This window comes from Ruegeria sp. HKCCA0370 (assembly GCF_013033705.1).
Lineage (GTDB): Bacteria > Pseudomonadota > Alphaproteobacteria > Rhodobacterales > Rhodobacteraceae > Ruegeria.
This window is the reverse complement of the sequence record NZ_WQEP01000008.1, coordinates 62,177-82,555: the sequence shown is the minus strand read 5'-3', so window position 1 is coordinate 82,555 and position 20,379 is coordinate 62,177. Positions and strand designations below refer to the sequence as shown.

Genomic DNA, 20,379 nt, shown 5'->3' with positions numbered 1-20,379 from the left:
CAAATGTCAAAGCGCGACTATTACGAAGTGCTCGGCGTGTCCAAGGGCGCTTCGTCGGATGAGATCAAGAAGGGTTTTCGCAGGAAAGCCAAAGAGCTGCACCCAGACCGCAACAAGGACAACCCGGATGCCGAGGCGCAGTTCAAGGAAGCCAACGAGGCTTACGACGTTCTGCGTGATGCCGAAAAGAAGGCAGCTTACGATCGCTTTGGCCATGCCGCATTTGAAAACGGCATGGGCGGCGGTGGCCGCCCCGGTGGCGGCTTTGGCGGTCAAGGCGACTTCTCCAGCGCATTTTCGGATGTATTTGACGACCTGTTCGGCGATTTCATGGGTGGTCAAAGGAGTGGCGGCGGGCGTCGCGCCGCGCGCGGCTCGGACCTGCGCTTCAACCTGCGTGTGACGCTGGAAGAAGCCTACTCGGGCCTGCAAAAAACCATCAACGTGCCAACGGCCGTGGCGTGTTCGTCCTGCGAAGGTACCGGGGCTGAAGGTGGCGTTGAACCCACATCCTGCCCCACCTGTTCGGGCATGGGGAAAGTGCGGGCACAACAGGGCTTCTTTACGGTGGAACGGACTTGCCCCACCTGTTCGGGGCTGGGTCAGATCATCAAGAACCCCTGTAAATCCTGTCAGGGGGCCGGCAGGGTCGAAAAAGACCGCGCTTTGTCGGTGAACATTCCTGCCGGTGTCGAAACCGGTACGCGAATTCGTCTGGCAGGCGAAGGTGAGGCGGGAATGCGCGGCGGCCCTCCGGGCGATCTGTATATTTTCGTCGAAGTGGCCGAGCACAAACTGTTCGAACGCGACAGCGTGAACCTCTACTGCCGCGTGCCGGTCAGCATGGCCAAGGCGGCGCTGGGCGGATCGATCGAGGTTCCGACCATCGATGGCGGTCGCGGCCGCGTTCAGATTCCGGCCGGAAGTCAGTCGGGTCGGCAAATGCGTCTGCGCGGCAAAGGCATGCCTGCGTTGCGCGGCGGTGGTGTGGGTGACATGTTCATTGAGCTGGCCGTGGAAACCCCGGTCAACCTGACCAGCCGTCAGAAAGAATTGCTGCGCGAGTTTGATGATCTGGGTGAAGACAACCATCCGGAATCAAAAAGCTTTTTCTCGTCTGTCAAGTCTTTCTGGGACGGTATGAAAGGCTGAACGACCAGGAACGGGGGCTCTGCTCCCGCCGCCCTTCGGGCGACTCCCCCGGGATATTTGCAGCCAGATGAAGCATGGGACCCGTTCTTCATCTGGCCCAAAATATCCCGGAGCGCGAGGCAGAGCCTCGCATGCCTCTGTCATTTACATGCAGTTTTGGCCTTAGCAGAAAGCTGAAAGTGGCAATATATCTGGAAAATTGAGTCTTGATTCCGGCCCTCGACCCTGAGATTGTCCGCCTCAACCGTTGGGGTGCCCTTTGACAGGGCTGAGAGACGCAACCGCGTTAACCCATCGAACCTGATCCGGGCAATTCCGGCGTAGGGAACGGTCTCTTGAACACAGACGTTTTCTCTACTCCGTTGCCCATAGAAGATGGAGCAACGACATGGCGGCAATTGCCCTGACCATAGCAGGATCCGACAGTGGCGGCGGCGCGGGAATTCAGGCTGACCTGAAGGCAATGTCGGCGCTGGGTGTTTTTGGCGCAAGTGTCATCACCGCCGTTACCGCGCAGAACACGCAAGCTGTCACCGCGGTGCATGGGATTCCGCTGGATGTGATTTCCGCTCAAATCGACGCGGTTCTGAACGATCTTGACGTCAGGGCCGTCAAAATCGGCATGCTTGGCACACCTGAGATCATTCATACGGTCGCCAGGGGGCTGGCGGCTTTCGAGGGTCCCGTGGTTCTTGATCCGGTCATGATCGCCAAATCCGGCGACGCTTTGTTGGCGCAAGAGGCGGTCCGGACGCTGCGCGATGTGTTGTTGCCAACGGCGACGGTTCTTACGCCGAATCTGCCTGAGGCGGCGTGCCTGCTGAACATGCCAGCGGCAGAAACGCGTGAGCAGATGGCTGAACAGGGCCGGGCATTGTGCGCCTTGGGTGCGGGTGCAGTCGTGATGAAAGGCGGACACGGGTCAGGTGAAATCTGCCACGATTTGCTGATCGATCGGTCGGGTGTCATTGCCGAGTTTCAGGCCCCGCGTCAGGATACGAAAAACACCCATGGAACAGGATGCACCCTGTCGTCATCCATCACCGCCGGTTTGGCCACGGGGCTGACCCTGAGGGACGCGGTTGCGCAGGCGCATGACTATCTGCAAGGGGCCATCGCGCGCGCGGATGAGTTGAATGTCGGCGCTGGGCACGGCCCGGTGCATCATTTCCACCGGGTTTGGCCCTCGTGACGCTTTGGTCTGTCATAGGGGCAGGGGTTGCCGGTCTTGCCGTTGCCAGCGAACTGGTGTCGCGCGGTGCAAAAGTGCAGATATTCGACCCCGGCGGGCCACCGGGCCCGCATGGGTGTTCGTGGTGGGCCGGGGGAATGCTGGCACCTTGGTGCGAATATGAAAACGCGGAAGAACCGGTGCTGCGCCTTGGGCAGTCAGCGATTGAATGGTGGGCCCAACGTACCAAAGTGACCCGTCGGGGAACGCTTGTTGTCGCAAGTGCCCGTGATGTGCCGGACCTGCGCCGATTTGCGCGTCGGACAAAAGAGTTCACCAAGGTCGAACGGGCAGAAATATCTGAATTAGAGCCTGATCTGGCAGGGTTTGGCCAAGGCCTGTTCTTCGAACGCGAAGCCCATGTTGATCCGCGTCAGGCGCTGCAAGATCTGTGTCGTCAATTGCAAAGCCAGGGTGTCGCGTTCCACCGGAAGCTGGCGCCCGCTCAGTTGGAAAAAGCAATTGACTGCCGTGGCCTTCACGCCCGCGAATACCTGCATGATCTGCGCGGCGTGAAGGGTGAGATGCTGGTCATACGATGCCCTGACGTGGAACTGACGCGCCCGGTTCGTTTGCTGCACCCGCGGATGCCGCTTTATATCGTTCCGCGCGGCGGCGGTGTCTATATGTTGGGTGCGACCATGATCGAATCCGAGGACAGCAGCCGCATTACCGCCCGTTCGATGCTGGAATTGCTCAGCGCGGCCTATGCCGTGAACCCGGCTTTTGGCGAAGCCGAAGTGTTGGAGATAGGCGTCGATCTGCGCCCCGCCTTTCCCGACAACTTGCCGCGCATCCGGCGTTTGGGCCGGACGATCTATGCCAACGGGCTCTATCGCCACGGATATCTGCTGGCACCGGCGCTGGCGCGGGGTGTTGCAGATCTGGCGCTGAACAACACACATTCGGAGATGGTCGATGAAGATCGTGCTTAACGGCGAGACGCGCGAGGTGCGCGCCGAAACCCTGTCGGAATTGTTGGATGAATGCGGTTTCTCGGGCCGTGTGGCCACCGCCGTGAACGAAGATTTCGTGCCCTCAAGTCTGCGCGTCGCTCACAAGCTGGCCGAAGGCGACCGGGTCGAGGTCGTCGCACCGATGCAGGGGGGCTGAAGATGAAGACGTTTTACGGCACTGAACTGCCCAACCCGCTGATGCTGGGCACGGCGCAATATCCAAGCCCGGCCATTCTGGAACAGGCGTTTCGCGAAAGCGGTGCAGGCGTTGCCACTGTATCCTTGCGGCGCGAAGCGGGTGCAGGCCAGACCTTTTGGAACATGATCCGCGAATTGGGAGTTCTGATCCTGCCCAATACGGCCGGTTGCCATACGGTGAAAGAGGCCGTCACGACCGCCCATATGGCCCGCGAAGTGTTCGAGACCCGATGGATCAAGCTGGAACTCATCGGACATACGGACAGTCTGCAACCGGACGTTTTCCAACTGGTAGAAGCCGCCCGCATTCTGACCGAGGATGGGTTCGAGGTGTTTCCCTACACCACCGATGATCTGATCGTGGGCGAACGCCTGTTGGAAGCGGGATGCGAGGTGCTCATGCCCTGGGGCGCACCGATCGGGTCAGGACGAGGGCTGAACAACGAATACGCCCTGCGTGCGATGCGGGCCGAATTTCCTGACATTCCCCTGGTGGTGGATGCCGGTATCGGTTTGCCCAGCCACGCGGCCCGCGCGATGGAGCTGGGCTTTGACGCGGTTCTGCTCAACACCGCTGTGGCCCGTGCCGGAGATCCGGTTCTGATGGCCAAGGCAATGGCGCAGGCAACCCTTGCCGGGCAATTGGCCCATCAGGCCGACCCGATCGAGCCGCGCGACATGGCGGAACCCTCTACCCCTGTTGTTGGAAAGGCCTTTCTGTTATGACGCTGGACCGTTTCTATCCGATCTTTGATCACTCGGACTGGTTGCGGCGGATGCTGCCGCTGGGTGTCAAACTGGTGCAGCTGCGCATAAAGGATCAGCCAGACGATGCGGTGCGCGACCAGATTGCCGTCTCACGCGAATTGTGCCGCGACCATGGGGCGGTTCTGGTGGTCAATGACTATTGGCAACACGCGATCGATCTGGGCTGCGACTGGATCCATCTGGGGCAGGAAGATCTGGACGACGCCGACCTGAAAGCCATCCGAAAAGCGGGTCTGAAACTGGGCGTTTCCACCCATGACGATGATGAGCTTGAGCGTGTGCTGGCCATGGATCCCGATTACGTGGCATTGGGCCCGGTCTACCCCACCATTCTGAAAAAGATGAAATGGCATCAGCAGGGCCTGCCCCGCGTAACGGAATGGAAGGCGCGGGTTGGTGATATTCCCTTGGTCGGTATTGGCGGGATGAGTGTCGAGCGCGCGACCGGTGTGCTGAAGGCCGGGGCGGACATCGTCTCGGCGGTCACGGATATCACACTGAACCCCGACCCCGAAGCACGGGTGCGCGCGTGGATCGAGGTCACACGATGAGCCGATATGCCCGCCAGACGCTTTTGCCCGAAGTCGGGGCGCAGGGGCAGGCACGCCTGTCGGCGGCCCGTGTTCTGGTCGTCGGTGCGGGCGGTCTGGCTGCACCGGTTCTGCCACTTTTAACAGGGGCCGGGGTGGGGCGGATTACGGTCATGGACGGTGATACCGTCGATCTGTCCAACCTGCACCGTCAAACGTTTTTCTCCGAGGCCGATTGCGGGCACTCCAAGGCGGAAACCGCCGAGGCGCGCTGCCGCGCGCTGAATGGTGAAACTGATGTCATCGGTCTGAATCAGGCTCTGACCAGTGAAAATGCGCCTGGCTCGGTGTCGCAAGCCGATATCATTCTGGATTGTGCCGACAGCTACGCAGCCAGCTACATCCTGTCGGACACGTGTCTGGCGCAGGGCAAGCCTTTGATCAGCGCCTCGGTGCTGGGGCTTTCGGGTTATGTGGGCGGGTTCTGCGGCGGGGGCCCGTCGCTGCGCGCTGTGTTTCCCGATGCACCGGACAGTGGCGCCAGTTGCGCCACTGCGGGGGTTTTGGGCCCCGTGGTTGGCGTGATGGGGGCGATGCAGGCGCAGATGGCGCTCAGCTTGATCCTTGGACTTGATCCCTCGCCCCTTGGGCAGTTGGTTCAATACGATGCAAGAACCCTGCGCAGCACCGGGTTTCGCTTTGATGACGCACCCGAGCCCGGCAACTGCTTTCGCTTTCTGTCCGCAAGCCAGCTGAAAGACACGGATCAGATCATCGAGCTGCGCAGTTCGCAGGAAGCCCCTGTTCCCATCCATTCGAACGCGACGCGCATTTCACCGGATAATTTGCGAAGAATAGATCCTAACAAAGGAAAAAGGCTGGCTCTTTGCTGTGCCACCGGTTTGCGGGCATGGCGTGCCGCCGAACAGATTCAACCAGATTGGCCGGGCGAGATTGTCCTCGTCGCGGCCTCAACCTCGTGAAGAAAAGGGAAACGCGAGACATGAAAAAGCTGATGACAGCCATCGCCCTTCTGGCCGCCGGGCCGGCATGGGCCGAAGACAAAATGACCGTCCTGCTGGACTGGTTCATCAACCCTGACCATGGTCCCATCATCGTGGCGCAGGAAAACGGCTACTTTGCCGAACAAGGGCTTGAGGTCGAGATCGTTCCGCCCGCCGACCCGTCCGCCCCGCCCCGTTTGGTGGCTGCCGGCCAAGCCGACCTGGCGGTGTCTTACCAGCCGCAATTGCACTTGCAGATTCACGAGGGCCTGCCGCTGAAGCGCGTCGGCACATTGGTTGCGACGCCGCTGAACTGCCTTCTGGTGCTGGAAGACGGGCCGATCAAGTCGCCTGCTGACCTCAAGGGTAAAAAAATCGGCTTCTCGGTCGCGGGGGTCGAAGAAGCCATCCTTGGCACCGTTCTGGGCAAATATGATGTTGCGCTGGGCGATGTCGAGCTGATCAATGTCAACTTTTCCCTCTCGCCGTCGCTGATGACCGGTCAGGTGGATGCGGTGATTGGCGCATATCGCAACTTCGAACTGAACCAGATGGATATCGAAGGTCGTCCCGGCACTTGCTTCTATATCGAGGAAGAGGGCGTTCCGTCCTACGATGAACTGATCTATGTCGCCAATCCTGAAACGATGGACAAGGACAAGATCGCCCGGTTCCTCGCCGCGACTGAAAAAGCGACCCAATATATCGTCAACAATCCGGAAAAAAGCTGGGAAATCTTCGCGGCGACCTCGCCGGAACTTCAGGACGAGCTGAATGCCCGCGCCTGGGTCGATACACTGCCGCGCTTTGCGCTGCGCCCGGCAGGTTTTGATGCCGGTCGTTACGCCCGGTTCGAAACCTTCCTGAACGAAAGCGGGATGATCGACAGCGTCCTTCCGGTCAGTGACATCACCATCGACGTGACCGCGCAATGAGCAATTATGGCAAAGCCTTTGCGCTGATGCGCGATGCTGCGGCGGAGCCGTGGCGGGATTATACCCGCCACGCCTTCGTAAAGGGCATGAAAGACGGAACGCTGCCACGCGAGGCGTTTCTGCACTATCTGCGGCAGGATTACGTGTTTCTGATCCACTTCTCACGCGCCTGGGCGCTGGCCGTGGTGAAATCAGAAACGCATGAAGAAATGCTTGCCGCATCGCGAACTGTGAACGGTTTGATCAGCGAAGAGATGAAACTGCATATCGGTATCTGCGAGGCAGAAGGTATCTCGCAGGCAGAGTTGTTTGCCACGCCAGAGAGGCACGAGAATCTGGCCTATACCCGGTTTGTCCTGGAAGCAGGCTACAGCGGAGATCTTCTGGACCTGCTGGCGGCCCTTGTTCCTTGCGTCATGGGGTATGGTGAGATCGGTACGCGCCTATCCGCCGAGGCAACGTCCGAGGCATATCGCGGCTGGATCGACACTTATGCCGGCGAGGATTACCAAGGCGCATGTGTGGCGGTTGGCGAGTTGCTGGATCAGGCTCTAACAAGACGTATTGGGGCTGATTTTCAAGGGTCGCCACGCTGGGATAGACTGTGCAAGACCTTCCGCAAGGCGACAGAGCTTGAAGTCGACTTCTGGCAGATGGGTTTGACGCCATGACACCTGCGCCCGAACTGACCATCAACGGCACTGCCACGATCGACGGCGCGACCCTGTTTGCGCCGTTGTCCCTGACCCTAGGGGCCGGGGCGTGGACATGCCTGCTGGGCGGTTCGGGCGTGGGAAAAACCACGGTTCTGAGGTTGATTGCGGGGCTCGAGACCGGGGCTGTCTTCGCCGGGCGGATCACGGCCAGTGATGGCTTGCCTGTGGCTGAGCGTGTCGCATACATGGCGCAGGACGATCTTCTTTTGCCTTGGGCAACTGTCGCGCAGAATGTCTCGCTGGGTGCGCGTCTGCGCGGGGAAACCGTGGATCTTGATCGACGCGACCGCCTGATCAAGCGTATGCGGTTGCAGGATCACATGAACAAGAAGCCTAGCGCGTTGTCCGGCGGGCAACGTCAGCGTGTCGCCCTGGCCCGGACGCTGATGGAAGATCGCCCCGTTGTTTTGCTGGACGAGCCCTTTTCGGCCCTTGATGCCCGCACCCGCGCTGACATGCAGGATCTGGCCGCCGAAGCATTGCACGGTCGAACCGTCCTTCTTGTGACCCATGATCCCGCAGAGGCCGCGCGTCTGGGGCAATCCATCGTGGTGATGACGGAACACGGATTGACGCAGTGCGAACCGCCCCGGGCCCCGGCCCCGCGCCGCGTGGATGATCTGGAGACATTGGAAACCCAGGGTGCCTTGCTGCGTCTTCTCCGCGAGGGCGCGGCATGAAGTATTTTTCTGCATTGGCCGCAACTTTGTTTGCCTTGCTGATCTGGCAGGGCATCGTGACCCTGACCGGGTTGCCGAAGTTCATCCTGCCCGGACCCGCCGTCGTGGCCGAAACCTGGTGGCAGAACCGCTGGGTGATCGCAGAGCATACCTGGATCACCGCGATCGAAGTGGTGATCGGTCTGGCATGCGGAACGCTGCTGGGTGTCGTTACTGCGTTGCAACTGGCGAATTCGCGGGCGGCGCGGGTGCTGGTGCAGCCGATGCTCGTGTTTACGCAAGCTCTGCCGGTATTCGCATTGGCGCCGTTGCTGACGCTGTGGTTGGGCTATGGGCTGTGGTCCAAGGTCGCCATGGCGGTGTTGATCATCTATTTCCCGATCACCTCATCCTTTTTTGACGGGCTTATGCGCACCCCTTCGGGGTATCTGGATCTGTCCCGAACGATGCAGGCCAGCAAGCGCGCCGTATTGTGGCATATCCGTATTCCGGCCGCTCTGCCGTCGCTGGCGTCGGGGATGCGGCTGGCGGCGGTCTATGCCCCGATCGGAGCGGTGATCGGCGAATGGGTCGGCTCGTCGCAGGGGTTGGGATACCTGATGCTGCTGGCCAATGGACGTGCCAAGACCGATCTCATGTTTGCCGCGATGCTGACCCTGGGCGTATTCTCGATTCTTCTGCACATGATTGTCCGCCGGGCCACGGCACGCATGGCGGGTGAGGTGCGTTAACCAATCAGAAACCGATTCTGGGTCAGGGTGCGCTCATGACACAGGACGCCTTTGCCGAAGCCCCGATGCTGTTTGATACGGACGAAGCCCCGGCGCAGCCGCTGCCCTCTGGTCGGCTACCCTCCTACATAAAAGACCACCGCAAGCGGCTGCGCGAACGGTTCATGACCGGCGGATCGGCGGCGATGCCGGATTACGAACTGCTTGAACTGGTCCTGTTCCGATCCATTCCCCGGCAGGATGTGAAGCCACTGGCGCGGGCGTTGATGGACACTTTTGGTGATTTCAATCGTGTCCTGACCGCGCCCGAGGAACGGCTGCGCCAGATCAAGGGCGTTGGCGATACCGTGGTTACCGACCTGAAAATTCTTGAGGCCTGCGCCCATCGGATGGCCCGCGCCCGGGTGATGCAGCGGCATGTGATCTCGGGCTGGGATGCGCTGCTGGATTATTGCCACACCACCATGGCGCATCGAGAGATCGAACAGTTTCGCGTGTTCTATCTCGATCGCAAGAACGTAATGATCGCGGATGAGGAACAGGCCAAAGGCACCGTGGATCACGTGCCGGTTTACCCGCGCGAGGTTGCCAAACGAGCGCTGGAACTGAATGCCTCGGCCCTGATTCTGGTGCACAACCACCCGTCGGGTGATCCGACGCCTTCGCAGTCGGATATCGACATGACCAACCGTATTCAGGATGCCTGTTCGGCCTTGGGCCTGACCCTACACGACCACCTGATCATTGGAAAATCGACCGAGTTGAGCTTTCGGTCCGAAGGGTATCTGTGAGCTTCACTGCACCCAGATTTCAACCCGGCGGTTGACCTTGCGGCCCCACTCGGTGTCGTCACAGGCCATCGGCATTGCTTCGCCAAACCCTTCCGCGACCACCTCGATACTGTCTGATATCGATGTCTCGGCCGCGGCCAGAACCGCGTTTCGTACCGTCTGTGCACGTCGCAGGGCAATGCGGGCGTTGGCGGTGGCCCCGCCATCCCCGTCGCTGAAACCGGCAAACACCAGCTTGCGCGCCTTCAATGTCCCGGCGTCAAGCATATGTGCCAGTTGTTGAATATTGGAACGTGACTGCGCATCCGGACGGGATGATCCGGGTTCGAACCGAACCGACAGGGACAGGCGCGACAGCGGGCGCAGGGTTTCGATCATGCGCTGAAGCTCGTCCAGCCCAACTTCGGGCCCTCCGGTGGCGATGGCATTGGCAAGCCGGTCGCCCTGCACGCCAACCGGCAAGGTTTCGGGCGATTGATCCACGTAACCTGCGTCACGAACGGCCATCTGGGCCCCGGGGCTTAGGCTAAAGGCCAGAAACTGCCGTGCGATCCGTGGCAGGCGGCGTTCGGGCAGATACAGGAACATCGGCAGATTCAGCGGATAATCTTCAGTCTTGATCGATTGACGGGTGGCGGCCAGCGGATGCCCACACCCTCCGGTCAACGGCAGGGCTCGGGTATCGCCGGCTGTCGCCTTGCTGGCGATTCCGATGGAAAACGGGTCCCTGGCCACGGCCTTGGTCAGATCGCTCGTTCGAATGTGACGGATAGCGGTATCGGTCAGTTCCACACCAGCGGTCTTCAATACCTGATCCCCGACAGCCTGCGCCAGCCCCGATCCCGGATCCGGCACATGCAATGCGATCGGAGCATCCGGCCCGCCCAGGTCCACCCAGTTCTTTACTTCACCTGACAGAATGCGCGCCAAATCGGCCAGCGAAATCTGACGCATCACACTATCGGGTGCCACCACCGGAACCATGGCGTCCAATGCAACAACCCTGGATCGCCGGGCCCGTTTCAAATCACCCAGCCCCGCGGCATCGGCTGCATCCCGCTCTGCCTCGCGTACTTCGCGCAGGGCCATCACGATATCTGTCTGATCCTCGATCAGTTTGGTGAAACCACGATCCGTGGTCCCGACGTCAAAGTAGAACCGCGCCAACGGGGCGTCACGGCCTGACTGAAAAAGCTCATAGACGAAGGAGTCCGAATCCACGCGGGCAGGCGTTGCGGTCAAGCCTTCCTGCCGCGCAAACCCGATGATCAGGGCGGGCAAGACCGTTTCGGCCATGACAGACGATCCGGAAAACCGCAACTCGGCTACGAAATCCGTCAGGCTGGGGCACGCAGGTCCGTCGCAGGTGACGCCCGAGCCATCAACGGTCAACTCACCGAACTGCGTATCCACGCGGTAGAATTCGCCGTCAAAGCCCAGCAGGTTGCCTGTTACTTCGACCTTGCCGTCATGAGACGTCAGCGTGATGTCCTGCGCCATTGCACAGGTCGCACCTGCAACGGTAAACAGCGCGGTCACAGCCGCACGAAAGAAAGTCATAAGAGAGTCGAGCCTGCCTGCGGATTACTTTGCCGCAATTGTCAGGTCTGAGAGCAGATTATTCAACACCAGAAACTCACCGGCCTGTGAACAATCCGGCAGGGTCAGGGACATGTCGCGCGACCGCAGGCGGCTGTCTGACAGAAGTTCCAGCGCCTGCACATTCAGCGTTTGCCCACAGTTGGATTCCGTCACTTCGGCTTCGACCGTCAGGTCGATGCTGCCGGACCGATCCGACGCGCCCGTCGGAAAGGAATATACTTCGATATTCTTGGCACGACCCAGACCCGTCTGGCCCAGGCGCAGAACCTCTCCTGCTCCATTTGCCGAGGAATCATCCCACACGTGGCCGCTGCTGCCATAGCTTGCCCCGAATTCCAGCGCGTGAATCTGCAACTCGGTTTCACCCTGCCATTGCAGGACGACGCGGTCATATTCGGCAATGTCGGTCACGTGAGTGGTGGCGACCGTACCCGTTTCATCTTCGAACGAAATCAGGAAAATCGCGTATTCCGACAGTGCCGGGATGGTCATGTCCAAGGCGCCGGAATCGTCGGTGTTCTGGCTGACCGTCAGGCCGCTGTGATGAATTTCAACGCGTTCGTTTCGGTGGCAGGGTGCCCGCAGCGACAGCTGTGCCATGGCGCCGGGGACGGCAACGGCGCGCGCGCTGATGTTGCAATCCGTCGTTTTCGGGGCTGACGGAACCGCGCGAGATTCGGGCGCTGCCGCCCCGGAATCTGCGTCAGACGCCGAAGCCGAAGTCAGTACGATAGCATCCAACCCCGACAGAACCGAGGATTGCTGAGATGCCGAGGCAACATCAACACTATCCCCCGCGTTCGCCGGCTGCGCGGTTGGTCCGTTTTGCATCAGATAGCCTATGCCCAAAGCACAAGCGACCGTGCCGCACATGGTTACGTAGTTTCGAACTACAAACAAGACACCCTCCCCAGTTGAAGGAGCAAATCGCACATTCGCCACGAATCGCGGCCAATTTGTGGCCGCGAGACGAACACATTGTGGATTCGACGGGTGACGTTAGGTCAGTCGGCCATGGCAGTGTTTGAACTTCTTGCCCGAGCCACACGGGCACGGATCATTTCGCGACGGGTTGCCCCAGGTCGATGGGTCGCTTTCGTCGAACCCCGGAAGCGCATCACCCGAAGCCGCAGCCTCGGCCTTAACTTCGGCCTGTTTCGCGGCCTTGTCCACGGCCTCCTGCGCCTGAGCCTGCTGCCCGGCCATCTGCGCCAGCATTTCTTTCTGTTCTTCTTCGGTCAGCGGACGTACGCGTGACAATTGCTGAGTCACGGTCTCGCGCAGGGAATCCAGCATGCTTTCGAACAGCTGAAAGCTTTCGGTCTTGTATTCGTTCAGAGGATCGCGCTGGGCATAACCGCGGAACCCAACGACCGAGCGCAGATGTTCCAGGGTCAGCAGATGCTCGCGCCATTTGCTGTCGATGGTCTGAAGCAGAACCTGTTTTTCGATGTTGCGCATGTTTTCAGGGCCAAAGGCGACGGCCTTCTGGGCCATCATCTCATCCGCGGCCTTGATCAGACGTTCGCGCACCTGCTCGTCATCCACGCCTTCTTCGGCGGCCCAGTCCTGAACCGGGACGTCCATGTTCAGCTTGTCCTTTATTGCCTCGTGCAGACCCTCAGTATCCCACTGATCAGCATAGGATTTCGGTGGCATGTATTCGTCAATCAGGTCGTCAATCACCTGTTCGCGCATATCCGAGACGATCTCGGACAGGTCGTTCGCAGACATGATTTCGCGGCGCTGGCTAAAGATCACCTTCCGCTGGTCGTTCATCACGTCGTCGAACTTCAGAACGTTCTTACGCATGTCAAAGTTGCGTCCTTCGACCTTGGACTGCGCGCGTTCCAGCGACTTGTTCACCCAGGGGTGAATGATCGCCTCGCCTTCTTTCATGCCCAGCGTGGTCAATACCTTGTCCAGCCGTTCCGAGCCGAAGATGCGCATCAGGTCATCCTCGAGGCTCAGGTAAAATACCGTTCGGCCCGGGTCGCCCTGACGGCCGGAACGACCGCGCAGCTGGTTGTCGATCCGGCGGCTTTCGTGGCGTTCCGACGCCATGACGTAAAGACCGCCAGCAGCCAGAACCTTTTCTTTTTCTTCGGCGTGGCGTGCTTCTTCGGCGGCCCGCAGCTCGGACGGATCCGCGTCTGGATTCTCGGCAATCGCTTTCAGCACCTTCATCTCGACATTGCCGCCAAGCTGAATGTCGGTGCCGCGACCGGCCATGTTGGTGGCGATGGTTACCGCGCCCAGACGACCGGCATCGGCAACGATCTGTGCCTCTTGTTCGTGCTGGCGAGCGTTCAGAACGTTGTGCTTGATACCTTCCTTGGTCAGCATCTGGCTGAGCAGTTCGGATTTCTCGATCGACGTGGTCCCCAGCAGAACCGGCTGGCCCTTTTCCTGCGCCTTTTTCGTCTCGGCGATCATCGCATTGTATTTTTCGGCGGCCGTACGATAGACCTGATCATCTTCGTCGATACGGGCAATCGGCAGGTTGGTCGGAACTTCGACCACGCCCAGACCGTAGATCTCGGCAAATTCTTCGGCTTCGGTCAACGCGGTGCCGGTCATGCCGCTCAGTTTGTCGTACAGGCGGAAATAGTTCTGGAATGTCACGCTTGCCAATGTGACGTTTTCCGGCTGGATCTGAACCTTTTCCTTGGCTTCGATCGCCTGATGCAGACCTTCGGACAGGCGACGCCCCGGCATCATGCGGCCGGTGAATTCATCGATCAGAACGACGTTGCCGTCGCGCACGATGTAATCCTTGTCGCGCTGGAACAGCTTGTGTGCACGCAGCGCCTGGTTGACGTGATGCACGACGGTGGTGCTTTCCGGATCATACAGGGAATGGCCTTCGGGAATCAGGCCGGCCTGAAGCAGCTGTGCCTCAAGAAATTCGTTGCCTTCATCGGTAAAGGTCACATTGCGCGATTTTTCGTCCAGGGTGTAATGATCATCGCTCAGCGTCGGGATAAGGGCATCAATGGCGGTGTACAAATCCGACCGGTCCTGCGCAGGACCCGAGATGATCAGCGGCGTCCGCGCTTCATCGATCAGGATCGAGTCGACCTCGTCCACAATCGCAAAGTTGTGATGTTTCTGGTAAACCTGCTCCAGATCCGCCTTCATATTGTCGCGCAGATAGTCGAAGCCCAGCTCATTGTTGGTGGCATACGTGATGTCACAGGAATACGCGGCCAGTTTTTCCGCGTCGGGCTGGCCGGACCAGATCACATCAGTTGTCATGCCTACGGCCGCAAACACCTTGCCCATCCATTCCGCGTCACGTTTGGCCAGATATTCGTTCACCGTGACGACATGCACGCCCTTGCCGGTCAGCGCGTTCAAATAGGCCGGGAAGGTGGCGACCAGAGTCTTGCCTTCGCCCGTCTTCATTTCCGAGATGTTGCCCTGATGCAGGAAAATGCCGCCCATCAGCTGCACGTCAAAGGCCCGCAGGCCAAGTGCGCGCTTGGCGCCCTCGCGTACGTTGGCAAAGGCCTCGGGCAGCAGGTCGTCCAGGCTTTCGCCATCCAGTGCGCGCTTGCGCAGGTCCTCGGTCTTGTCGATCAGACCTTGATCTGAAAGCTTTTCAAACTCTGGCTCCAGCGCATTGATCTTTTCGACCAGAGGGCGGGTCGCCTTGATCTTGCGGTCGTTCGGTGTTCCGAACACCTTTTTGGCGAGCGTTCCGAGTCCCAGCATGTTCACTCCAGAGGATCTGTTCTTTTCGTGGTTGCGACAGGCTTGCCCACCTTGCGCGCAACCCATAGATACGGGGGGTGAAAGGCGGCCCTGTCCAAGGCTTCAAAGCGATGTAAGCGGCAGGTTCCAGAGTGTCAACGCCGCGCCCTGTCGCGGCAAGAAAATAGGATGATTCAATGCCCAAAGGTCTCACTTTTCTGCCATCGCTGGCCCTGGCCGCCGTGATGGCCCTGCCGCTGGCCGCCGAAACCCAGCCGGATGCGTCGACCGTTGTCGCTCGGGTAAACGGGGATGAGATCACATTGGGTCACGTGATCGCCACCGTCGCTTCTCTGCCACCGCAATATCAGCAGGCGGAAGACGACGTGCTGTTCGATTTCGTTCTGGAACAGCTGATCCAGCAGCAATTGCTGGGACAGCAACAGGATGGCCTGAACAAGCAAAACGCGCTGACACTCGACAATGAAAAGCGGTCGCTTCAGGCGGTTCAGACGGTGGCGGCCCTGACCAACGATGTCGTCACAGAGGAAGCCATTCGGGCCGCTTACGATGCGCGTTTCAATGATTTTGCGGGTGAAGACGAGTTCGACGCCAGCCATATTCTGGTGGAATCGGAAGAAGAAGCCAAAGCGCTCAAGGCACAGCTTGATGATGGCGCCGACTTTGCGGAACTTGCCCGCGAGAACTCGACCGGTCCGTCCGGCCCGAATGGTGGCGCGCTGGGATGGTTCGGAAAAGGCCAGATGGTACCTGAATTCGAGGCAGCAGTGATCGCGCTTGAAAAAGGGCAGGTGTCGGCTCCGGTGCAAACACAATTTGGCTGGCATCTGGTCAAGCTGAACGACAAGCGCAAAACCGAAGCCCCCGAACTGGACGCGGTGCGCGATGAGCTGGCCCAAACGATCCAGCAAGATGCCATTCAGGCGCGGATCGACGAGTTGACGCAGCAGGCACAGATCGAACGCCCCGCGCTGGAAGGCGCAGGCCCCGAGATCATGCGCCAGCTGGACCTGATTCAGGAGTAAAGACCAGTGGCCACGATCACGAAGGTTTCGCCGCTGGCGCCGGCGTCTTTCCCTGAACTGCCTGCGATTGACGGTGTGCGTTTTGCCACCGTCGAAGCAGGTGTGCGCTATCAGGGTCGCACGGATGTCATGCTGGCTGTTCTTGATCCGGGCACGTCGGTGGCGGGTGTCTTCACCCGCTCTGCCACCCGCGCGGCACCGGTTCTGGATTGTCAGGAGAAAATCGGCGGCCCCAGCGATGGACCTGCGGCGATCCTTGTGAACTCGGGCAACGCCAACGCCTTTACCGGGCATTATGGCCAGACATCGGTTGCCGAGGTGACGCAGGCCGTTTCCAAATCGACCGGTGTCCCGGTCGAACGGGTCTTTACCTCATCCACCGGTGTCATCGGTGAACCGCTGCCGCATGATCGCATCATCTCGCAGCTTGAGGCGTTGAAATCCGGCCTCAGCCGCCATGCAATCGAAGACGCCGCGCGGGCGATCATGACGACGGACACGTTCCCGAAAGGGGCGAGCGCACAGGTCGAAATCGGTGGCAAAACAGTCTCTATTGCAGGGATTGCTAAGGGTTCTGGAATGATCGCGCCAGACATGGCGACGATGCTGGTCTATATCTTCACCGACGCACGGGTTGAGCAATCGGCGTTGCAGGAAATGCTGAGTGGCCAGACAGATCGCACCTTCAACTGCATCACTGTGGACAGCGACACCTCGACATCGGACAGTCTGCTTCTGTGTGCGACCGGATCTTCGGGCGTTGATGCCACCGGCGATGCCGCTTTTGCAAGGGCTTTGGAAACGGTGATGCTGGACCTTGCGCAACAAGTGGTGCGTGACGGGGAAGGCGCCACGAAATTCGTGGAAATCCGCGTGACCGGAGCCGCCTCGGACGCTGATGCCAAGACCCACGGTCTGGCCATCGCCAACTCCCCTCTGGTGAAAACCGCCATCGCCGGTGAGGATCCGAACTGGGGCCGTATTGTCATGGCCATCGGCAAGTCGGGCGCGGCGGCCGATCGCGACAAGCTCAGCATTTCCTTCGGTGATATTCTTGTGGCCGAGAACGGCTGGGTCAGCCCGGATTATCGCGAGGAAGACGCCGCCGCCTATATGAAAGGTCAGGACCTCGTGATTGCGGTCGATCTGGGGCTGGGCGAGGGGAAATCCACCGTCTGGACCTGTGATCTGACCCACGGCTATATCGAGATCAACGCGGATTATCGCTCGTGAAAACCGTGTTAGTCTCTGCTGTCGCCCTGATCGACATCGAGGGCCGCGTGCTGCTGGCCCAACGTCCCGAAGGCAAATCCATGGCCGGACTGTGGGAATTCCCCGGCGGCAAGATCGAGCCCGGCGAAACCCCCGAGGCCGCCCTGATCCGCGAATTGCACGAGGAACTGGGCATTGATACCTGGGCCTCGTGCCTTGCGCCGCTGACCTTTGCCAGCCACAGCTATGACGATTTCCACCTGCTGATGCCGCTGTTTGCCTGCCGCAAATGGGACGGCATCCCGCAGTCGAAAGAGGGTCAGGCGCTGAAATGGGTGCGCGCGAATGACTTGCGGAACTATCCGATGCCGGCTGCCGATGTGCCGCTGATTCCGATTTTACGGGATTGGCTTTAGGCGTTACTTAGACCCTGAATCGGCCTAATCGTCATAAGCACTCAAATCCTCTGGGGCGTGAAGCAGTGTGCCCTCGTACTTCTTCAGATCGTCTTCGATACGCAGCCATGGAAGTTTGCTTTGGTAGTTGACGTGGAAGGTCGGAACAAAGTCCTCTGGGTGTTCCATTGAAGCGGCATATAAATGCATCCCGCCAGGGTAATGGTCTGCTTCAAAACCAACTGGAGAACCACAATCGCGGCAGAAATGCCGAAATACACCTTTTGAGCTTTCCAGTGTTTTGGGTGCTTGGGCAGTCCATTTGAAGTTCCGAAGTGGAACACCCAACCATGCAACTATGGGTGCGGCACAGTTTCGACGGCAATCATCGCAATGGCAGTAGCACGCCCATGTCACATCCCCGATAAACTCCCATTTCGTGTTTTTGCACAGGCAATTGCCTCGCGTTGTCATGTCAAGCTCCTTGTTCATTTGCCAATTTGTATTGGCACGCCCATTGGCCCAAGACTGTTTGAAAGCGGACAGTTAAAGTACAAAACACGACTAGAATATGCGGTTTGAAACAGGATCAGACGATCACCCCTCCATTGTTACAATTCGTAAGAATTGAGAAAACATCACGAAAAAGTTGACGCTGATCGTCCTCCTTGTCCTTAATCGGGGCAACAGCGTTCCGGTCTGACCCGGCGACGCCGTTCCGGCCCGAACCGGGGCCGGATGGGGAGGAGAGATAGAATTGGCTCAGACGCAGTCGGGCGCCGAAGGGATGCACTCCCTTCCGGCGCTGCTACATCGCAATGCGACGCAGTTCGGGGATGCCCCGGCTTACCGCGAAAAGGAATTCGGGATCTGGCAATGCTGGACCTGGGCGGAAACGGCCGCCGAGATCCGCGCGCTGGCGCTTGGATTTCTTGAACTTGGCGTTGAAAAGGGCGACCACATCGCCGTAATCGGGCGCAACCGCCCGGCACATTACTGGTCAATGGTTGCGGCGCAGATGGTCGGTGCCATTCCGGTTCCTCTCTATCAAGACGCGGTTGCCGAAGAGATGGCCTATGTGCTGGAGCATTGCGGGGCGAAATATGTCGTCTGCGGCGATCAGGAACAGGTCGACAAGGTCATCGAGATTCAAGAAAACCTGCATCAGGTCAAACACATCCTCTATACCGACAAGCGCGGTATGCGGAAATACGACCACAGCCAGATGAATGCCCTTGACGACATCAAGGCCGAGGGCAGCGCCGGTCATGCGCGTTTCGACGCCGAACTGGACAGGCGCATCGGCGAGATCACCTATGACGACACCTGCGTGATGCTTTATACCTCGGGTACCACGGGCAAGCCCAAGGGCGTGGTGCTGTCAAACCGCAACGTGATCGAAAGTGCCAAGAACTCAGCCGAATTCGACCACCTGACCCGCAACGAGGACATCCTGTCCTATCTGCCGATGGCCTGGGTCGGGGATTTCATCTTTTCCATCGGTCAGGCTTATTGGTGCGGGTTCTGCGTGAACTGCCCCGAAAGCGGCGACACGATGATGACCGACCTGCGCGAGATCGGGCCGACCTATTTCTTCGCGCCGCCGCGGGTCTTCGAGACCCAGCTGACCAATGTGATGATCCGAATGGTGGATGCCAGCAAGCTCAAGCAGCGCATGTTCCACTACTTCATGGCGCATGCCAAGAAGGTCGGCGGCCGGTTGCTGGATGGCAAGCCGGTGAGCTTGGGCGACAAGGTGAAATATGCGCTGGGCAATCTGTTGGTTTACGGGCCGCTCAAAGACACGCTGGGATATGGGCGCTTTCGGGTGGGTTATACGGCGGGTGAGGCGATCGGGCCGGAGATCTTTGATTTCTATCGCTCTTTAGGCATCAACCTGAAACAGTTGTACGGCCAAACCGAGGCGACCGTGTTCATCACCGTCCAGCCCGACGGCGAGGTGCGCGCCGACACCGTTGGCGTCCCGGCCCCCGATGTCGAGATCAGGATCGACGACAAGGGCGAGATACATTACCGCTCGCCCGGTGTGTTCGTCGAATATTTCAAGAACCCGGACTCGACCGCATCGACCAAGGACCCTGAAGGCTGGGTGGCCACGGGCGACGCGGGGTTCATCGAGGAAAGCTCGGGTCATCTGCGGATCATCGACCGCGCCAAGGACGTGGGCAAGATGGCAGACGGGTCGATGTTCGCGCCGAAATATGTCGAGAACAAGCTGAAGTTCTATCCGGATATTCTGGAGGCGGTGCTGTTCGGCAATGGCAAGGATCGTTGCGTGGCCTTCCTCAATATCGATCTGACCGCGGTCGGCAACTGGGCCGAACGCAACAACGTGGCCTATGCCTCGTATCAGGAACTGGCGGGACATCCGCGCGTGTTAGAGACGATCAAGGCCCATGTGGAAGAGGTGAACAAGTCGGTCGCCGCTGACGAGATGCTATCGGGTTGTCAGGTGCACCGCTTTGTGGTGCTGCACAAGGAACTGGATGCCGATGATGGCGAGATGACCCGGACCCGCAAGGTGCGGCGCGGGTTTGTCGAGGACAAGTTCAGCGACATCATTGCCGCGCTTTATGACGGGTCCAAGGCGGTTTCGACCACGACCGAGGTGACCTATGAGGATGGTCGCAAGGGATCGATCTCGGCGACGCTGGAGATCGTTGACGCGCCGGTTGTTCCCGTCGCCCAACACAAGGTTGCCGCAGAATGAGGGCC

At 59.5% G+C, this 20,379-nt stretch carries 20 protein-coding genes and 1 riboswitch; of the genes, 16 read left to right on the top strand and 4 right to left on the bottom strand.

Features of this window, described 5'->3' with window-relative positions; translation table 11 throughout:
• The first annotated feature begins 3 nt into the window (after positions 1 to 3).
• The 12 genes from dnaJ (at position 4) to radC (ending at position 9,692) form a co-directional block, all read left to right on the top strand.
• Complete coding sequence (gene dnaJ, locus GOW31_RS16295) at positions 4 to 1,152, top strand: molecular chaperone DnaJ (RefSeq protein ID WP_171116760.1); 1,149 nt, start codon at positions 4 to 6, stop codon at positions 1,150 to 1,152.
• A 238-nt stretch (positions 1,153 to 1,390) separates the two neighbouring features.
• Positions 1,391 to 1,496, top strand: a riboswitch (TPP riboswitch).
• 44 nt (positions 1,497 to 1,540) lie between these two features.
• Positions 1,541 to 2,344 carry a bifunctional hydroxymethylpyrimidine kinase/phosphomethylpyrimidine kinase gene (gene thiD, locus GOW31_RS16290; protein ID WP_171171464.1) on the top strand — a complete coding sequence of 268 codons (804 nt, stop codon included), beginning with the start codon at positions 1,541 to 1,543 and terminating at the stop codon, positions 2,342 to 2,344.
• A complete protein-coding gene (gene thiO / locus GOW31_RS16285) occupies positions 2,341 to 3,318 on the top strand; it encodes a glycine oxidase ThiO (RefSeq protein WP_171171462.1) in 978 nt (325 codons plus the stop codon). Before thiD ends, thiO begins: the two co-directional genes overlap by 4 nt.
• Positions 3,302 to 3,496 (top strand): sulfur carrier protein ThiS, encoded by a 195-nt coding sequence (gene thiS / locus GOW31_RS16280; RefSeq protein ID WP_152459571.1) that lies wholly within the window; start codon positions 3,302 to 3,304, stop codon positions 3,494 to 3,496. Before thiO ends, thiS begins: the two co-directional genes overlap by 17 nt.
• A gap of 2 nt (positions 3,497 to 3,498) precedes the next feature.
• Positions 3,499 to 4,263, top strand: a complete 765-nt coding sequence (locus GOW31_RS16275; RefSeq protein ID WP_171171460.1) for a thiazole synthase — start codon at positions 3,499 to 3,501, stop codon at positions 4,261 to 4,263.
• The gene (locus tag GOW31_RS16270; RefSeq protein WP_171171457.1) at positions 4,260 to 4,856 is read left to right on the top strand and encodes a thiamine phosphate synthase; all 597 of its coding nucleotides are present in this window, start codon (positions 4,260 to 4,262) and stop codon (positions 4,854 to 4,856) included. Before GOW31_RS16275 ends, GOW31_RS16270 begins: the two co-directional genes overlap by 4 nt.
• Complete coding sequence (locus tag GOW31_RS16265) at positions 4,853 to 5,818, top strand: HesA/MoeB/ThiF family protein (RefSeq protein WP_171171455.1); 966 nt, start codon at positions 4,853 to 4,855, stop codon at positions 5,816 to 5,818. The genes GOW31_RS16270 and GOW31_RS16265 overlap by 4 nt, the downstream gene beginning before the upstream one ends.
• Positions 5,819 to 5,838: 20 nt before the next feature.
• Positions 5,839 to 6,774 carry an ABC transporter substrate-binding protein gene (locus tag GOW31_RS16260; protein ID WP_171116773.1) on the top strand — a complete coding sequence of 312 codons (936 nt, stop codon included), beginning with the start codon at positions 5,839 to 5,841 and terminating at the stop codon, positions 6,772 to 6,774.
• Positions 6,771 to 7,445, top strand: coding sequence for a thiaminase II (gene tenA / locus GOW31_RS16255; RefSeq protein ID WP_171171453.1), 675 nt, complete (start codon positions 6,771 to 6,773; stop codon positions 7,443 to 7,445). The genes GOW31_RS16260 and tenA overlap by 4 nt, the downstream gene beginning before the upstream one ends.
• Complete coding sequence (locus GOW31_RS16250) at positions 7,442 to 8,170, top strand: ABC transporter ATP-binding protein (RefSeq protein WP_171171452.1); 729 nt, start codon at positions 7,442 to 7,444, stop codon at positions 8,168 to 8,170. The genes tenA and GOW31_RS16250 overlap by 4 nt, the downstream gene beginning before the upstream one ends.
• Positions 8,167 to 8,901: an ABC transporter permease gene (locus tag GOW31_RS16245; protein WP_171171450.1), complete on the top strand. Its 735-nt coding sequence runs from the start codon at positions 8,167 to 8,169 to the stop codon at positions 8,899 to 8,901. Before GOW31_RS16250 ends, GOW31_RS16245 begins: the two co-directional genes overlap by 4 nt.
• 35 nt (positions 8,902 to 8,936) lie before the next feature.
• Positions 8,937 to 9,692, top strand: a complete 756-nt coding sequence (radC, locus tag GOW31_RS16240) for a DNA repair protein RadC (RefSeq protein ID WP_152459563.1) — start codon at positions 8,937 to 8,939, stop codon at positions 9,690 to 9,692.
• Positions 9,693 to 9,695: 3 nt separating this feature from the next.
• Here radC and GOW31_RS16235 read toward each other — a convergent pair whose 3' ends face one another.
• From GOW31_RS16235 to secA, 3 genes are all read right to left on the bottom strand, one after another.
• On the bottom strand, positions 9,696 to 11,252 hold the full coding sequence (locus tag GOW31_RS16235) for a phosphate ABC transporter substrate-binding/OmpA family protein (protein WP_171171448.1): 1,557 nt from the start codon (positions 11,250 to 11,252) through the stop codon (positions 9,696 to 9,698).
• A gap of 24 nt (positions 11,253 to 11,276) precedes the next feature.
• The gene (locus GOW31_RS16230; protein ID WP_171171446.1) at positions 11,277 to 12,194 is read right to left on the bottom strand and encodes a hypothetical protein; all 918 of its coding nucleotides are present in this window, start codon (positions 12,192 to 12,194) and stop codon (positions 11,277 to 11,279) included.
• 99 nt (positions 12,195 to 12,293) lie between these two features.
• On the bottom strand, positions 12,294 to 15,011 hold the full coding sequence (gene secA, locus GOW31_RS16225) for a preprotein translocase subunit SecA (RefSeq protein WP_171171444.1): 2,718 nt from the start codon (positions 15,009 to 15,011) through the stop codon (positions 12,294 to 12,296).
• A 176-nt stretch (positions 15,012 to 15,187) separates the two neighbouring features.
• On the opposite strand from secA, the gene GOW31_RS16220 reads away from it, so the two are divergent.
• Genes GOW31_RS16220 through mutT form a run of 3 tightly spaced genes read left to right on the top strand, consistent with a single transcriptional unit; the run spans position 15,188 to position 17,664 of the window.
• Positions 15,188 to 16,036 carry a peptidylprolyl isomerase gene (locus GOW31_RS16220; protein ID WP_171171442.1) on the top strand — a complete coding sequence of 283 codons (849 nt, stop codon included), beginning with the start codon at positions 15,188 to 15,190 and terminating at the stop codon, positions 16,034 to 16,036.
• A gap of 6 nt (positions 16,037 to 16,042) precedes the next feature.
• Positions 16,043 to 17,269 (top strand): bifunctional glutamate N-acetyltransferase/amino-acid acetyltransferase ArgJ, encoded by a 1,227-nt coding sequence (gene argJ / locus GOW31_RS16215; RefSeq protein WP_171171440.1) that lies wholly within the window; start codon positions 16,043 to 16,045, stop codon positions 17,267 to 17,269.
• A complete protein-coding gene (mutT, locus tag GOW31_RS16210; RefSeq protein ID WP_171171438.1) occupies positions 17,266 to 17,664 on the top strand; it encodes an 8-oxo-dGTP diphosphatase MutT in 399 nt (132 codons plus the stop codon). The genes argJ and mutT overlap by 4 nt, the downstream gene beginning before the upstream one ends.
• A gap of 24 nt (positions 17,665 to 17,688) precedes the next feature.
• Here mutT and GOW31_RS16205 read toward each other — a convergent pair whose 3' ends face one another.
• Positions 17,689 to 18,117, bottom strand: a complete 429-nt coding sequence (locus tag GOW31_RS16205; RefSeq protein WP_254441742.1) for a GFA family protein — start codon at positions 18,115 to 18,117, stop codon at positions 17,689 to 17,691.
• Positions 18,118 to 18,430: 313 nt separating this feature from the next.
• Here GOW31_RS16205 and GOW31_RS16200 point away from each other — a divergent pair, with 313 nt between their 5' ends.
• Positions 18,431 to 20,374 (top strand): AMP-binding protein, encoded by a 1,944-nt coding sequence (locus GOW31_RS16200; protein ID WP_171171638.1) that lies wholly within the window; start codon positions 18,431 to 18,433, stop codon positions 20,372 to 20,374.
• Positions 20,375 to 20,379 lie beyond the last annotated feature (5 nt).